Below are 15,418 nucleotides of genomic sequence, written 5' to 3'. Positions count from 1 at the left end.
ACCACACCCGCACGCTGTCGGGGTCGCGGCCGGCCTTCTCCGCGGCCGTCTTGACCGTCGCCACGCAGCGCTGCAGCGTCTCCGGGGTGAAGTAGGTGTGCAGGATCACGTCGTCGAAAACCCGGCCGCCGAGCGCGAGCGGGTTGGGCCCGAAGGCCACCAGCGCCAGGCGAATGTCTTCGTCGAAGTCCGGGTCGAGGAACAGGACGGGGTATTTGCCCATCGGGCCGTCGTGGTTGAAGATCAGCTCGCCGTGCCACAGCCGGCGCATCACCTGCGCCCAGTCCTCCATCTGGGCCGTGGTGACGGCAGGTATGCCGAACGCCCCATAGATGGCGGCGATGCCGCGGCCGATGCCGAGCGTGAATCGCCCGCCGGAGAGCCGGTGCATGGTGGTCGCCCACGATCCGGTGATCAGGGGGTGGCGAGTGTTGTGATTTGTTGCGGCGGTGGCGATTTGCATCCGGTTGGTCACCGCGCAGGCCGCCCCGACGAGGGAGGACGCTTCCTTGACGTTCCAGCGCTCGGAGATGAACGCGGTGCCGAAGCCCAGTTCCTCGCCGCGGCGGGCTTCGTCCATCAGGGTTGCCGGACCCTCGCCGCCGGCGCCGGCCAGCAGGTAGTAGCCCAGCTCGTCAAGTGCGCGCTCGCTCAATTCCAAACTCCTTGCTGGTAGCCGCAATTCCAAACCCCGACGATCTTGCCGGCGACGTTGGCCTCGGTGCCGTCCTTGGTGGTCATCGTCGAGTCGTAGACGATCGCGACGTGTTTGCCGTCGTCGCCGGCGAACGTCGCCGTCACGCGGCCACCTCACCCAGGAAGCGCTCGGTCACCTTGAGCACACGCCGGGAGAAGATGTGACCGACGTGGCCGCCGTCGTACCAGTACAGCTGCCCGCCCCAGCGTTCCTGCAACGCGACCGCGGGCTCACGCATCGCCATGCGGTCGTGCCAGGCCCCGACGATGAGCCGGCGCTGCGGCGGAGGCGCGGGTTCGACCCGCAACGGATCGATCACCGAGGTCAGCTTCGACACCTCAGGAGACTCGAGCAGCTCGCGGAACGCGGCGCGGGATGGCCCGAAGCGCCCCAGGTGTCGCGCGATCATCGCGTTGAGCCCCAGGATGGGGGTATACAACGCCACCGCGTCGACCCGCTCGAGGTGGGAAACCAGCGCGGCCGCCGGGGTGCCCATCGAAATCCCTCCCACCACAAGGGCGCCGGCCTGCGGCCGAACCCAGCGCACCACGGCGCGGACCTCCGACACCGCACGCATCATGCCGGCGACGTTGCCCAGCGGATCCACGTCCGGATAGGCCGGCCATTCGCGGCGCCGGGAACCGTGGCCGGGCTGCACCGGCATGGCGACGTTGAACCCCAGCCCGTGATGGATCCGGCCCATCCGGGACAGCAGCATGTCTTCCGTGCCGCCCTGGCCGGCGCCGTGGACCCAGACCAGCCATGGCCTCGGGCCGTCCCGGTGCCGGCACACGTGCACCACCGCCCGCGCGGGGCCGCCCAGCCCGTCGGCCTTCAGCGTGGCCGGCAGCTTCGGATCGTGTTCGAACGTCATCCGCTCGTACGCCAGGCCGGCGATCCGCCGCCGCCGCACCGAAGTCGCCCGCAGCGGCTCCGGTTCGGCGTGCGCCCCGTCGATGCCCAGCGCCGACAACTCCTCGGCCGCCGCGGTGCACGCGTCCAGCGGCCGCACCGTCGGGGGACTGCCGTTCAGCAGCGAAAACCCGCTCAGCACAAGCTCGTCCAGCATGACCTCACCGAATTGCCGTATCCCGCGCGGCGACGCCGGGGCCCAGCCGGTCGATTCGTTGAGGCCGGCCACCGTGCGCGGCAGCAGCATCCCCAGCTCACGAGCCAGCTCCCGGGACAGCCCAGCCCGCGCGTCGCCCACGACATGTTGCTCACCCGGGCGAGCATGAAGCCGGTGTAGCCGCCGGCCGCGATGTCGTCGCAGCGGCGCGGTATTCGGGGATCCCGCCGGTATAGCCCATGTACATCCGTTTCTCGTCGGGCGCGTTGCCGTTGTACCAGGAGTTGCCGGACGGGCGCGCCGGTACGGTCGGTGGCGTGGTCGACCCACTCCTGGCCCTGGACGAAACTTCCGCCGATTTGCTGAAATCTATACTGTAATGAATTTAGTATCAATGAGTGCGGTATATGGCGCTGCGCAGGTGGGCGACCCAGTTCTACGAAGTGCCGGCATGACGGCACTCGAACACCTCGCGGCCCCGGGACACACCGCGATCGTCACCCAAGAGTGCCAGGGCGCGGTGATGGGCCCGAACGCCGGCCTGGGCATGCTGGCCCGGGAGGCGCGCCGCGTCGCCCTGCCGAACATCGTGCGGCTGTTGCCCGCGGCGCGGTCGGCCGGGGTGCGGGTCGTGCACTGCCTGGTGCATAGACGCCCCGACGGGCTCGGCTCGAACCACAACGCCAAGATCTTCGCCATCGGCCGCGGCGACGTCGACATCGCGCCCGGCACGACCGGGGCGGCTCTACTGCCCGAATTGGGGCCCCAGCCAACCGATTTGGTGCTCAGCCGCTGGCACGGCGTCGGGCCGATGGGCGGCACTGACCTCGACGCGGTGCTGCGCAACCTCGGGGTCTCCACCCTCGTCGTGGTGGGCGTATCGCTGAATATCGCGATCCCTAACGTCGTCATGGACGCGGTCAACGCCGCCTATCGCGTCGTCGTCCCGCGCGACGCCGTCGCCGGCGTGCCGGCCGACTACGGCGCCGCCGTCATAGCCAACACGCTGTCGTTGCTCGCGACGATCACCACGACGGACGATCTGCTTCGCGCATGGGAGCGCCCATGACCGCCTGCAGGATCTCGCCGTCGCCACCGACAGCTCGATGCGGGCACCGCGAGCACTCCCGAGGGCGTGGCGCCGGGCGGGCGGGCCATCGAACTGCCCGGGTTGGGGCCCACGTGGGCGGGAACAACTCCGTGCACGGCGGCATGATCCCGATGTTCTACGACCGGCTGTTCGGGATGGTCGTGTCCACCGCCGGTTGTCCACCCACTCGGACGGCTTTTCTGCACGCCGACTACAGCAACGTCACGCCGATCGAGGAGCCGTTGACCGCCCGCGGCGGATCACCAACGTCGACGGCAGGAAATTCTTCGTTGCCGCTACCATGACGGCTGCCGACGGCACACGGCTCAGCGAAGCCAACGGCCTGATGGTCCGCCCTGCTACCCCACCAGCCGTGAGAGGCACGATGTCCGACACCGCAACACAATTCACCGTGCCCGAGGTCGCCAAGGCCGTCGCCGCGGCGATCCCCGACCGCGACCTGGTGATCCGGGGCGACCGGCGGTACAGCTACGCGCAGATCCTCGAGCGGGCGAACCGGCTTGCCGCATACCTGCACAAGCGCGGACTGGGTTGCCACACCGAGCGTTCCGCGCTCGCCGGCCACGAGGTCGGACAGGACCTGCTCGGCCTGTACGCCTACAACGGCAACGAGTTCGTCGAGGCGTTGCTGGGCGCCTTCCAGGCGCGCGTCGCACCCTTCAACGTCAACTTCCGCTACGTAAAAAGCGAGCTGCAATACCTGCTGGCGGATTCGGGGGCTTCCGCCCTGATCTACCACGCCGCCTTCGCGCCACGAGTGGCCGAAATCCTGCCTGACCTGCCGCAGCTGCGCGTCCTGATTCAGATCGCCGACGACTCGGGCAACGACTTGATCTATGGCGCGGTGGATTACGAGGCCGCCCTGGCGTCCAGCCCGCCGCAACCACCGCCCCTGCAGCACTCGCCCGACGACCTCTACGTCCTCTACACCGGCGGCACCACGGGGATGCCGAAGGGCGTGCTGTGGCGCCAGCACGACATCTTCATGACGTCCTTCGGCGGGCGGAACCTCGTGACCGGGGAGCCATCGGCGTCGGTCGACGAGATCGTGGCACGGGTGGGTGCGGGCCCGGGCACCAAGTTGCTCATCTTGCCGCCACTGATCCACGGCGCCGCCCAGTGGAGCGTGATGACCGCGATCACGACGGGGCAGTCCGTCGCCTTCCCTTCGGTCGTCGACCATTTGGACGCCGACGATGTCGTGCGGACCATCGAGCGTGAGCGGGCCACCGTGGTGACGGTGGTCGGGGACGCGATGGCCCGACCGCTGGTCGCTGCGATCGAGAAAGGCACCGCAGACGTGTCGTCGTTGGCTGTGGTCGCCAACGGCGGCGCCCTGCTGACCCCGTACGTCAAGCAACGCTTGATCGAGGTGCTGCCGAACGCCGTCGTGGTCGACGGCGTCGGATCCTCGGAAACCGGGGCGCAGATGCACCACCTGTCCGCTCCGGGCGCGGTGTCGACCGGAACGTTCAACGCCGGGCCCGACACGTTCGTGGCGGCCGAGGACCTGTCGGCGATCCTGGCGCCCGGCCACGACGGCATGGGCTGGCTAGCGCAGCGCGGCTTTGTTCCGCTGGGGTACAAGGGCGATGCGGCCAAGACGGCCAAGACCTTCCCAGTGATCGACGGGGTGCGGTATGCCGTCCCCGGCGACCGCGCGCGCCACCGCGCCGACGGCGCCATCGAATTGCTGGGCCGCGATTCGGTCACCATCAATTCCGGCGGCGAGAAGATCTTCGTCGAGGAGGTCGAGACCGCGATCGCGTCGCATCCCGCGGTGGCCGACGTGGTGGTCGCCGGGCGGCCCAGCGAGCGTTGGGGCCAGGAGGTGGTGGCCGTCGTCGCGCTCGCCGAGGGCGCGAGCGCCGACGCCGACGAGCTCGTCGCCCACGCCGCAAAGGCGTTGGCGCGCTACAAGCTTCCCAAGGCGATCGTGTTCCGTCCGGTGATAGAGCGCAGCCCGTCGGGCAAGGCCGACTACCGGTGGGCGCGCGAGCAGGCCGTGAACGGCTGACGGTTACCGGCCTGCCTGGTCGCCGGGGCGCCCAATATTGTCTACTGTAAGAATTACAGTACGATCTTACGCAGGACTGCCCGTTCCTGCTGAAGATGCTGGAGATCTAGGTGACGACCAACGTCCACACCGGCCCCCACACCGGCCAAGAGACCGTCAGCCTGCGTGACCCCTACCCTTTCTTTGCTCACAAGCGCCGGCAGGGCGGCGTCTTCCGCGGCACGGTCATGGACTACACCAAGACGCCCGAGTCGCTGATACCCGAGCGCGAGTATTCCGCGGTGTCGTTCGACGCGGTGAACACGGTGTTCCGGGATGGACGGGTGTTCAGCTCCGCACCGTACGACAAGACGATCGGCCTCTTCATGGGACCGACCATTCTGGCGATGGAGGGAAAGAAGCATCGCGACCATCGCAACCTGGTCTCGGCGGCTTTCAAGTCCAGGGCGCTGGCCCGGTGGGAGCCCGCCGTCGTGCTGCCGATCTGCAACGCGTTGGTCGACGAGTTCATCGACAGCGGCGAGGCCGACCTGGTCCGGCAATTCACCTTCGAATTTCCCACCCGGGTCATCGCCCAACTGCTGGGGCTGCCGGCCGACGACCTGCCGATGTTCCGCCTGCGCGCCGTGGAGCTGATCAGCTACCACGTCAATTACGAGCGGGCCTTCGAGGCGTCGGCGGCACTGAAGGATTGCTTCCTCGAGCAGATCGAGCTGCGCAGATCCCAGCCCACCGAGGACATCATTGGCGACCTGGTCACCGCGGAGATCGACGGCGAAAACCTAAGTGACGAAGCGATTTACTCGTTCCTGCGCCTGCTGCTGCCGGCCGGGTTGGAGACCACGTACCGGTCGTCGGGCAACCTGCTGTACCTATTGCTCAGCCATCCCGATCAGTTCGCCGCGGTCCAGGCGGACCGCGGGCTGATCGGCCAGGCCATCGAGGAGGGGCTGCGCTACGAGACGCCGCTGACCACCGTGCAGCGGTTCACCACGGAGGGCACCGAGCTCGAGGGCGTCGAGATTCCGGCGCGCGCCGTGGTCGGGGTGTGCATCGGTTCGGCGAATCGGGACGAGCGGCGCTGGGAACGCTCCGGCGAATTCGACATCTTCCGCACGCACATGCCGCACATCTCCTTCGCCGCCGGCGAACACACATGTCTTGGTCTGCACCTGGCGCGGCTGGAAACCCGCGTCGCACTCGAATGCCTGCTGAATCGGCTGACCACCGTCAACCTGCTGACCGACGGCGACCCGCACATCCACGGCCAGCCCTTCCGTTCGCCGACGGCGCTTCCGGTGACGTTCGACGCGAAGTAGGGTCTGCGAAATGGTAAGAGTCATGTCGGGCTTCCGGGTCCTGGAGCTTGCGCAATTCACGTTCGTCCCGGCGGCGGGCGCCATCCTGGCGGATTGGGGCGCCGATGTCATCAAGGTCGAGCACCCGCTGCGCGGCGACACCCAGCGCGGCTTCCTCAACATGGGCGGCATCCAGGTCGACCCGGAGCGACACCCGCTGATGGAGCATCCCAACCGGGGCAAGCGCAGCGTGGGAATCGACATCTCCACGCCGGGCGGCCAGGAAGTGATCTACGAACTGGCCAAGGCCTCCGACGTGTTCCTGACCAATTACATGCCCGCGCAGCGCCAGAAGCACAAATTCGACGTCGAGCACATCCGCGCCGCGAACCCGAACATCGTCTATGCCCGCGGTTCGGCCTACGGCGACAAGGGACCGGAACGCGACGCCGGCGGATACGACGGCACCGCGTTCTGGACGCGCAGCGGCATCGGGTACGCGCTGACGCCGGAGGAGCTGGGCGGCGCGCTGGGGCAGGGTATTCCCGCGTTCGGCGATTCCATCGGCGGCATGTTCATCGCCGGCGGCATCGCGGCCGCGCTGCTGCATCGCGAGCGCACGGGCGAGGTCGTCGAAATGGACGTCTCGCTGCTGAGCACGGCCTGGTGGGCGGCGGGGGCCAGCGTGACGCAGGGCATGGAGACGGGCGAGGTGATGCGCACGCCCATGCCGGGTTCCGGCAAGTCGGTCAACCCCTTCATGGGCAACTATGAAACCTCCGACGGCGGGACGATCAACCTGTGCATCATCAGCCCGACCGGATTGATCCGGGACACCTTCGAGCACCTCGGGATTACCGAGGCGGCCGACGATCCCCGCTTCTCCGACGTCCTCCCGCTGATCCAGAACGCCGACGCGGCCGCCGAGCTGATCGCAAACGCCTTCGCCGGCAAGCCCTTTGACTACTGGCGGCAGCACCTCAAGACGATGAAAGGGCAGTGGGCCCCCTTCCAAAGCCTTCTCGACCTGGTCGACGACGAACAAGCCATCGCCAACGACATGATCGCCGAGGTCGAACTCGCCGGCGGCGGAAAGCCTTTCCGCGTCGTGCGCGGCCCCGTGCAGTTCAACCATGAGCCGCTGGTGACCACACGGGCGCCGCAGGCGTCCGAACACACCGAACTCGTTCTGATGGAGCTCGGCATGGACTGGGACCGCATCGCCGAGCTCAAGGATTCGGGAGCCATCGCTTGACCGGCGTCGATGCGATCTATGTCGGCAGTGAATATCCGTCGAGCGTGTAACCACCGCGACGACACGGCGGCGCAATGGTTACCCGCTCGGCGCCGTTTTCTGCACCGGCGGTGAGTAGTTCGGCTTGCCCAGCCCGAGCATGTACTGACCGATCATGTTGCGGAACACCTCCAGCGTGCCGCCGTAGATGCCTACCAACGGAGCGAACCGGTAGGCATACTCCGCGCTTCCGTCGTCGGCGGCGCCGTCGGTCCCGTATGGCAGGGCCGATGCGGCCCCGAGGATGTCCATCAGGTCCGGGGAGATGTCCCGCATCGTTTGGGCGATGGCGACCCGGCCGAAGATGCTCGGGGCCGACAGCGCAATTTCCAATCGGGCGGCGCTGCGGCCCAGCCGATACGCGACCGACTTGTCGTCGATCAGCCGGCGGCCGTCGGGTCCGGGCCGGGTGACGCGGGCCGCGGCCCTGTCAGCGGCCTCGGCCAGAGATCCGGCCTGGTGCATCATGATCGACGTGTCCTGCAGCCCGTCGGGTGATGCCGCGACCGCGCCGTGCTCGACGTTGAGCGGCTCGCGCAGCACGGTCCAGCCGGCGTTCACGTCGCCCAGCCGGTATTTGTCGTCGACGCGAACGTCGCTGTAGTAGACGATGTTCGTCCTGTCGCCGTCCACCGTGCGGATGCCCTGGATCTCGATGCCCGACGAGTCCAGCGGAACCAGGAACATGGTCAGGCTCTTGTGTTTCGGCGCGTCCGGGGCGGTGTTGGTGATCAGGAACACGTATTGGCAGTTGTGGGCGCCGGTAGTGAACATCTTGGAGCCATTAACGATCCACCCGTGACCGTCGCGCACGGCGCGGGTCTTGCAGGTGGCGACGTCGGAACCGCCTTCGGGCTCGGTGTAGCCGAGGCACAGCCGGATCTCGCCGGTGAAGACCTTCGGCAGCACCTCGTCGCGCAGTTCCGGCGATCCGAACTTCGCGACCGAGCGGGCCACCATGGCGGTGGTCCCCCACGTCACCCAGGGCACGTGGGCCCGCCGCTTCTCCAGCTCCCAGATGCGGCGCCGGACCCGGCTGAATCCGCCCTCGGATTCCGGCTTCCACTCAGCCTCCAAATACCCTGCGGCACCGAACTTCAGGTGCAGGCCCTCGTCGAAGTTGTCGCCCGTCTCGCGGTCACGGCGCCTGACCTCTTCGGTCATGTGGGTGCTGAGGAAGTTTCGCGCGTCGTCGCGGAAGGCCTGATCTTCCTCGGACAGCTCGACTCGGGAGAAGTCCATTCGATGCGCTCCTGTCTTAAGCCGGCTGGGGTGCGCTTTCGCGGGCCGCGACGATCTCGCCGACCCGCACGGCGGTGGCACCCGGATCGCCGGCGGCCAGCGGCCATCCCCTGGCGCGCACCAGGTACGCCGTGGCCGCGGCTTCGGAGGACACCCCGAGGCCGCCCTGGATGTGCACCGCCATCGTCGCCGCCTTGGCGGCCTCCTCGGCCATGAAGACGAAGGCCGACGGCGCCAGCTCGGGGCGTTCGTCGGGTTCGTTGTCCAGGAACCAGGCCGCGCGGCGGGCGAGGTTGCGACCGCCCTGAACGGTGATGGCCATGTTCGCCAGCGGGTGCGAGATGGCCTGCAGGGTGGAGATCGGCACGCCCAGCGTGTAGCGGGTCTTGGCGAACTCCGCGGCGATCGTCATCGTCTCCTCGACCAGACCCACCAGCGCGGCCGCGGTGAGCAGCCGCCATTCGTCCAGGGCCCGTTGATAACTCGCCACGGCGTCGGGCCCCTCGGCCACGACCGTGCGGGTGTCGGCGGCGGCCGGGTCCACCCAGGCCATCGGCAACCGGCCGATGTTGTCCACCTTCGCCGGCCGGGTGCCGAAGGAGAGGAGCACGACCTGATCGCTGTCACGGATTACGATGTGGTCGGCGATCGAGCCCGTCGGAATCAGCCGGGCGCCCTGCGCACCGTCGATGCGCGCGTCGAGCGCGGCGAGCTGGTCACCGCCGGCCACCCCGCTCGTTTCAGCGCCCAGGCCGCCCAGGCGTCCCAGCAGGCGGGCGGCGCACACGTGGTCGATCCACGGCACCGGCGCCAGCGACCGGCCGATCTCCTCGGCAACCAGGGTGAGGTCGACCAGCGTCGCGCCATCGCCGCCGCAGGACTCCGGCAGCGCCATCGTGGTCGCGCCCATCGCGCATAGCCTCTCCCACAGACTCTTGTCGAAACCGGATTGCTCTGCCGCGCGCACCGTTTCGATCGAGCAGTGGGTCTTGAAGAACTGTCTGTACGCGTCCTGCAGCGCCACGTGGTCTTCGGACAGGCTGTAGTCGAGTCTGCGCAGTTCGAAGCGGTCCATCGTCAATGTTCCTTCCCGAAGAAGAATTCCTGGGCGTTGTTGTGCAGGTAGTTGTCCAGCACCTCGGGCGGCAGGTCCAGCGCCCGGGCTTCCGGGATCACCCGGCGCATGCGCAGCACCGGCCAGTCCGACGCGTAGATCACCTTGTTGGGGCCACGCGTTCGCATGTAGTGCAGCAGGCTTTCCGGCAGCCGTTTGGGCGACCACGCCGACGTCATCAGCCGCAGGTTGGCGTACTTGAGCAGCAGCCGGATGGCGACGTCCCACCACGGGTCGGCCCCGTGGATCATGCACAGCTTCAGCTCCGGGAACCGCACGCAGACGCGGTCCAGGTGCATGGGGTGCTGGACCTCTCCCGGGATCGGCGGGCCCGGGATGCCGGTGTTGATGCACAGCGGCAGGTCCAGCTCCGCGCATTTCGCGTAGAGCGGGTAGTAAACGGCGTCACTGGGCGGGTATTGACCGTCACCCCAAAAGCTGGGTCCCACTACGGCATACGCGACCGGCAGGTCGCCGACGACCGCGGTCAATTCGCGCAACGACCGCACCGGGCGCAGCAGGTTGACCCCGCCCATCGCAAGGGCGAACCGGTCCGGTTTGGCCTCGACGAACTTGTGCGCGGTGGTGGACGGGCCGGCGATCGAGTCCATCAGGATCGCCTTTTGCACACCCTGGGAATCCATCTCGTCGAGTAGCTCGGACAGATCGACCGGCGCGAACATCGACTCCGGGCCCTTGAAGTAGTCGTCCCTGACCTTGAGCATCCAGGCGGGCTGGGATTCGGCCTCCCCGAAGTGCACGTTGACCAGGCAGTCAATCGCTTTGGTGTTCATGGCACCTTCTGTTCGGCTTGCTCTCGCGCCCATCGGTAGTTCGGCTTGCCGTTGCCGAGCCGCTCGATCTGCTCGACGAAGATGAACGCCTTGGGCGCCTTGAAATGCGCCAGCTGCGAGGTGCACAACGTGTACAGGGCCCGCTCCGACGCGAGGTCGGCGCCCGGGTGTGCCGCGACGAGGGCGACGACTTCCTGCCCCCACCGCTCGCTCGGCCGTCCCACCACCAGGGCGTCGGCCACGCCTGGGTGCGCGCGCAGCACCTCTTCGACCTCTTCGACGAACACCTTTTCGCCACCGGTGTTGACGACCAGCGAGTCGCGGCCGAAAAGCCTTATGGTGCCGTCCATTTCGAGGGACGCCCGGTCGCCCGGTATCACCACGCGCCGGCCGTCGATCTGCGGGAAGGTGCGGCGGGTGGCTTCGGCGTCGCCGAAGTAGCCGAGCGGGATCCGGCCCGTCCGGGCGGCCCAGCCGACTTCCTGTTCGCCGGGGCGCAGGAACCGGCTGCGGTCTGCGGAGACGACGGAAGCGCCGACCCTGGGTTCGAAGGTTTCGCTGGCGGTCCCGTCGCGGCTGTGCCCGAACGCCATGTTGCCGCTCTCGGACGACCCGTAGCCCTCGATGATGGTGATGTGCGGCAGGCATTCCATCAGCGCCCGTTTGTATTTCGCGTTGGTGGCCGCCCCGCCGGTGCCGATGGCGTTCAGCGCGGACAGGTCGTATCGACGCGCGCGGAGTTCGGCGATCAGCGGCCCGGCGTACGCGTCGCCGACCATCGTCATCATCCCCACCTTCTCCCGCTCGGCGGTCTCCCACACCGAGCGCACGTCGAGCTTGTTGCGGTCGTCATAGAGCACGACCGGCAGGCCGGCGCAGAGCGCGGCGAACGCGGTCCACATGCCCGCCGCGTGCATCAGCGGGGAGACCGCAAACCAGGGCCGGCCGCCGCCAAGCACCTTGTCGTGGATCTCGGTGACGCTGTCGTGGTCGGCGCCGACCATCGACGACACGTACATGTCGGCCTGGCGCCACAGCACACCCTTGGGGCGCCCCGTCGTTCCGCCGGTGCACATCATGATCAGGTCGTCCGGCGACCCCACCGGGCGCACGCCGGAGGCGCCGGCGGCCAGGGCGTCGTCCAGCGACACGGCGCCCGGCAGTTCGGGCGCGCCGCTGCTGTCGTCGATCGACACCAACAGCTCGGTCCCGGAGGGGGGCAGCACGTCGGCGAACCGGGCGCCGAGGCAGCGGTGGTAGATGATCGCCCGGGGCCGGACGTAGTCGAGCAGGTCGGCGATTTCGTGTGGCGAGTAGTGGTGGTTGACGTTGACCGGAACGGTGCGTGCCTTGAGGCATCCGATCACCATGTCGGGGTACAGGTCGTTGTACATGAGGAGCGCGACGCGGTCTTGACCGCATTCCCAGGGCTCGAGCTTCTCGCGCTCGGCATGCGCCCCGAACCCCTTGCCGCTGAGAAAGTTTGCCAACCGGGTGGTGCGGCTCGCCGATTCGGCAAACGTGCTCCGGCGGTTACCGCAGACGGTCATCAGACGGTCCGGGATGACGTCGGCGATGGCGTCGACAACGGCGCCTACGGTCCATTCGCTCACTAGCGCAGCCCGCCTCGAATAATCAAGCTGCCGACCTGACTTGAATGCCGAGGAGGTCGAGAGCGTTGTCGCGCATGATCTTTCGGACATCCGAATCACTGAACCCGACGAGCTCGTCGGTAAACGACACCGGCGACTCGAGGCCTTCGCCGTGCGGCCAGTCGGAACCGAACAGGATCTTGTCGATGCCGATCGCGTTGGCCAGCTCCGGCAGGTCGTCCTCGTAGTAGGGCGCGATCCACACGTTGTTGCGCAACTGCTCGACCGGGTCGTCGGGAAAATGCCGCGGGTAATTGTTGGCCACCTTCTTCAGGCGCTTGATCAGCCGGTGCACGAAGTATGAGCCGTTTTCGATGCTGACCGCCTTGAGTTTCGGGTGGCGGGTGAACGCGCCGTGCACGATCATCGAGGCCATGGTGTCGTGGATGGCGCGGTCGTCGAGGAGCACCTGATCCAGCGGGTCCTTTTCGCCGAACCCCTCGAAGGTCGCCTTGCCGCCCCACTGCGCCGCGATGTGCAGATAGCCGCTGTCGCTGAGGTGGAAGCCCACCGGTACGCCCGCCTCGGCCAGCCGGGCCCACACCGGGTCGTGGCTGGGGTCGCCCAGCGACCGCGGCTTGATCACGCCGGGCACCGGTGCCGGCCGTACAAGCATCAGTTTGGCGCCGCGGGCCAGCACGAACTCGACCTCTTCGAGCGCCTTGGCCGGATCGGCCAGCGAGATGATCGGCGCGGCAATGATTCGGTGATCGGGCCGGTCGAAACCCCAGTCCTCGTCGAGCCACAGGTTGAATGCGTGCACCGACGCCATCGTCGCGTCGATGTCGTGCTTGAGCGCCTCCTCGACGCCGCATCCGAAAGTCGGCAGCATGAACGCCGTCTCGATGTTCTGGGTGTCCATCACCGCGACCCGCGCATCACGGTTCTGGTACTCGGGGTGGTTGGCCAGCCGCTCGACTTTCATCAGCGAGGCCGGATCGACCCCTTCGGGGATCTCCCCGCGGAACAGCAAGTCGAGGCAGCCCGGCACGATGATCGGGTCGAAGGTGGGGTTGGGGATGAAGTGATTGACGCGGTCCCCGATCACGGCCCAGGTGCGCTTGCCGTCGCTGACCATCTGCACGCCGCGGCGCTTGAACCTCTTGTCCAAGTGGCGGGTAAAGGCGTCCAGCGGCTCGTAATAGTGATTGTCGACGTCGATCGCCCGGTAATCCAGGTTGGCCATGATGATCCTTTCAAGTGCCACCGGCGAACGCTAAGCGTCGGGCGAGGTGAGCTTTCCGACCATTGGGGGGAATTGCGGCGGCCGCTTCTCGAGGAAGCTGGTGATTCCTTCGATGACGTCCGGTCGCGGCATCGCCTCGTGCAGTAGCACCTCGGCGCGCGAGGTGGCGTCCACGACGTCGCGGGTGGCGTCACCGTAAACCTGGCGTTTGATCACCGCCATCGAAGTGGGCGAGCAGTTGCGTGCGATGTCCTCCGCGTAGTCCAGGGCCCGCGCCATCAGGTTTTCGGGCGCGACGACCTCTTTGACCAGGCCCAGCTCGGCCGCCTCGTCGGCGAGAAAGGTGCGGCCGCTGAGCAACAGGTCGAGGGCGACTCCGCAGGTGGTCAGCCGCGGAAGTATCCAGGAGATGCCGAATTCGGCGATCAGCCCGCGGCGGGCGAACACGGCGGCGAATTTGGCCCCGGCGGCCGCGAAGCGGACGTCGCACATCAGCGCCTGGGTCAGACCGATGCCGACACAGGCGCCGTTGATCGCCGCGATGACGGGCTTGCGCAGCGTGGTCACGAAATGGGGCGGCCGCTCGCCGACCAACGCGGCCAGGTCGGTCCGAGCCGCCTTCTCCATCGTCTCGCCGTAGGTGGCCGCCGAACTCGGCGCGCCCAGATACGCACCGGCGCAGAATCCCTTGCCGCGGCCGGTCACCACGATCACCCGGATGTCCGGGTCCTGTTCGGCGCGGTCGATCCCGGCATAGAACGCGGCGGCGATGTCGGGGCCCCAGGCGTTGAGACGATCCGGACGATTGAACGTGAGGATTGCAACGCCGCTCGCCGTGGCCTCGTAGAGCACCGCGTCTTCGGAAGCACGGTCGCTGGCGGACATCTGCCGCGGCACCTCCTCAAACGCGTACCGGATGGTCGGCCGTCTTTGTACGCATACTGTATACCTATCGGTAGCGCATTCCACAACCGCCGCGACGCGCGCGCGAACCGCGACCACACAGCCACTTTCGGCGCGCTGAGCTGGAGACGATCGCGCCTGGCGGGACAACCGTCCGCCGGTGATCAGCTTGACGATCGCCAGCAGGATCACCGCGCCCAGCAGACACTTCAGAAACGGGAAAACAGACGCCGGCCGTCGAAGGCGGTTTAGGATCGCGATGCGGGGGTTACCGATGACTGGTGAAGACGACGTTCAATGCGCTTGTTCACCGCCTGCGCCAGGCGCGCGCAATGGCGCTGCGGGCCGAGCTGGCGGTGACGGGTGCGCAGATCCTGTTCTGGATGGCGCTGATCGGCGTTGTCGCAGGGCTCGCGTTGCGGTTGTGGACCAGGCACCGCCAGGCCGACCCGGAGCCGGAGGCGCCGGCCCTGGCGGATTGACGCTGTGGCACCGGCCACCACGGCAAGATGTTTGCGTGGGTGGCGCTTGCGGGAAGCCTGCAAGGTAAGCCATCCATCAAATGGGAGGGAGATGCAATGGTTGACGCCAAGAGCGGTCCGGTCCAGGCCATTCGGGGAATTGTCGAAGGCGTAATCGGCAACGCCAAGGAATTGATCGGCACGGTCATCGGCAGCAACGACCTGGTCAATGAAGGCGAAGCCCAGCAGGACAAGGCAGACGCGCAGCGAAATGTCGCACGCAAGGAAGCCGCGGCCGAGAAGGCGCGCGGCAAGGCTAAGGCAGCGGAAGCGCGCGAGCGGGCCGAGCAGAACTCGGCACCCGGGGGGCGGGCCCGATTTTTATCGGGCCCGCTTCGCCGTGTAATCCGTTCTACCGCAACACGGTTTCGATCAGGCCGAGGCGTCGGTAGGCGCTCTCGATCTGGGTCTTCGCCTCGGGCGGAAGCTCGGCCTGTGGGGGCCGGGAATGCGGATAGTCGCCTATCGGGAGCCCGAGCAGCGATGCGGCGTACTTGAATGCGCCGCCCCAGTGGGTGAA

At 67.6% G+C, this 15,418-nt stretch carries 13 protein-coding genes and 4 pseudogenes; 7 read left to right on the top strand and 10 right to left on the bottom strand.

Annotated features, from left to right (window positions below; all coding sequences use genetic code 11):
* The 3 genes and pseudogenes from VMD50_RS21100 to VMD50_RS21090 form a co-directional block, all read right to left on the bottom strand.
* A partial coding sequence (locus VMD50_RS21100) for a TIGR03857 family LLM class F420-dependent oxidoreductase (protein WP_325430355.1) occupies positions 1-655 on the bottom strand: 655 nt, incomplete at its 3' end.
* Positions 652-783: pseudogene (locus tag VMD50_RS21095) on the bottom strand (nuclear transport factor 2 family protein); the annotation flags it as partial. The pseudogene VMD50_RS21095 and the gene VMD50_RS21100, both read right to left, overlap by 4 nt.
* Before the next feature lie 14 nt (positions 784-797).
* Positions 798-1,856 (bottom strand): alpha/beta hydrolase family protein, encoded by a 1,059-nt coding sequence (locus VMD50_RS21090; protein ID WP_414686134.1) that lies wholly within the window; start codon positions 1,854-1,856, stop codon positions 798-800.
* A 361-nt stretch (positions 1,857-2,217) separates the two neighbouring features.
* Between VMD50_RS21090 and VMD50_RS21080 the strand changes: the two genes are divergently transcribed.
* The 5 genes and pseudogenes from VMD50_RS21080 (at position 2,218) to VMD50_RS21060 (ending at position 7,447) form a co-directional block, all read left to right on the top strand.
* Entirely contained in the window at positions 2,218-2,835 is a 618-nt protein-coding gene (locus VMD50_RS21080; RefSeq protein WP_325430351.1) for a cysteine hydrolase family protein, read from the top strand.
* 57 nt (positions 2,836-2,892) lie between these two features.
* Positions 2,893-3,233 (top strand): annotated as a pseudogene (locus VMD50_RS21075) (PaaI family thioesterase); the annotation flags it as partial.
* 8 nt (positions 3,234-3,241) lie between these two features.
* Positions 3,242-4,894, top strand: a complete 1,653-nt coding sequence (locus tag VMD50_RS21070; RefSeq protein ID WP_325430360.1) for an acyl-CoA synthetase — start codon at positions 3,242-3,244, stop codon at positions 4,892-4,894.
* A 110-nt stretch (positions 4,895-5,004) separates the two neighbouring features.
* Positions 5,005-6,213, top strand: coding sequence for a cytochrome P450 (locus VMD50_RS21065; RefSeq protein WP_325430349.1), 1,209 nt, complete (start codon positions 5,005-5,007; stop codon positions 6,211-6,213).
* A gap of 22 nt (positions 6,214-6,235) precedes the next feature.
* Positions 6,236-7,447: a CaiB/BaiF CoA transferase family protein gene (locus VMD50_RS21060; protein ID WP_325430359.1), complete on the top strand. Its 1,212-nt coding sequence runs from the start codon at positions 6,236-6,238 to the stop codon at positions 7,445-7,447.
* A gap of 78 nt (positions 7,448-7,525) precedes the next feature.
* Here VMD50_RS21060 and VMD50_RS21055 read toward each other — a convergent pair whose 3' ends face one another.
* The 6 genes from VMD50_RS21055 to VMD50_RS21030 are packed head-to-tail and all read right to left on the bottom strand — an operon-like array spanning position 7,526 to position 14,359.
* Positions 7,526-8,728, bottom strand: a complete 1,203-nt coding sequence (locus VMD50_RS21055) for an acyl-CoA dehydrogenase family protein (RefSeq protein WP_325430347.1) — start codon at positions 8,726-8,728, stop codon at positions 7,526-7,528.
* 16 nt (positions 8,729-8,744) lie between these two features.
* A complete protein-coding gene (locus VMD50_RS21050; protein ID WP_325430345.1) occupies positions 8,745-9,803 on the bottom strand; it encodes an acyl-CoA dehydrogenase family protein in 1,059 nt (352 codons plus the stop codon).
* Positions 9,804-9,805: 2 nt separating this feature from the next.
* On the bottom strand, positions 9,806-10,636 hold the full coding sequence (locus VMD50_RS21045; RefSeq protein WP_325430343.1) for an amidohydrolase family protein: 831 nt from the start codon (positions 10,634-10,636) through the stop codon (positions 9,806-9,808).
* Entirely contained in the window at positions 10,633-12,249 is a 1,617-nt protein-coding gene (locus VMD50_RS21040) for an acyl-CoA synthetase (RefSeq protein ID WP_325430342.1), read from the bottom strand. Before VMD50_RS21040 ends, VMD50_RS21045 begins: the two co-directional genes overlap by 4 nt.
* A gap of 22 nt (positions 12,250-12,271) precedes the next feature.
* Positions 12,272-13,474 carry an amidohydrolase family protein gene (locus VMD50_RS21035; RefSeq protein ID WP_325430357.1) on the bottom strand — a complete coding sequence of 401 codons (1,203 nt, stop codon included), beginning with the start codon at positions 13,472-13,474 and terminating at the stop codon, positions 12,272-12,274.
* Between the two features lie 30 nt (positions 13,475-13,504).
* The gene (locus tag VMD50_RS21030; RefSeq protein ID WP_325430340.1) at positions 13,505-14,359 is read right to left on the bottom strand and encodes an enoyl-CoA hydratase; all 855 of its coding nucleotides are present in this window, start codon (positions 14,357-14,359) and stop codon (positions 13,505-13,507) included.
* Positions 14,360-14,658: 299 nt separating this feature from the next.
* Between VMD50_RS21030 and VMD50_RS21025 the strand changes: the two genes are divergently transcribed.
* Positions 14,659-14,859 (top strand): hypothetical protein, encoded by a 201-nt coding sequence (locus tag VMD50_RS21025; protein WP_325430338.1) that lies wholly within the window; start codon positions 14,659-14,661, stop codon positions 14,857-14,859.
* Positions 14,860-14,955: 96 nt separating this feature from the next.
* Positions 14,956-15,189, top strand: a pseudogene (gene mbp1 / locus VMD50_RS21020) (microaggregate-binding protein 1); the annotation flags it as partial.
* Between the two features lie 61 nt (positions 15,190-15,250).
* On the opposite strand, the pseudogene VMD50_RS21015 reads toward mbp1, so the two are convergent.
* Positions 15,251-15,418 (bottom strand): annotated as a pseudogene (locus VMD50_RS21015) (dihydrodipicolinate synthase family protein); the annotation flags it as partial.

The organism is Mycobacterium sp. (genome assembly GCF_035506235.1).
GTDB lineage: Bacteria > Actinomycetota > Actinomycetes > Mycobacteriales > Mycobacteriaceae > Mycobacterium.
This window is presented reverse-complemented; position numbering and strand designations above follow the sequence as displayed.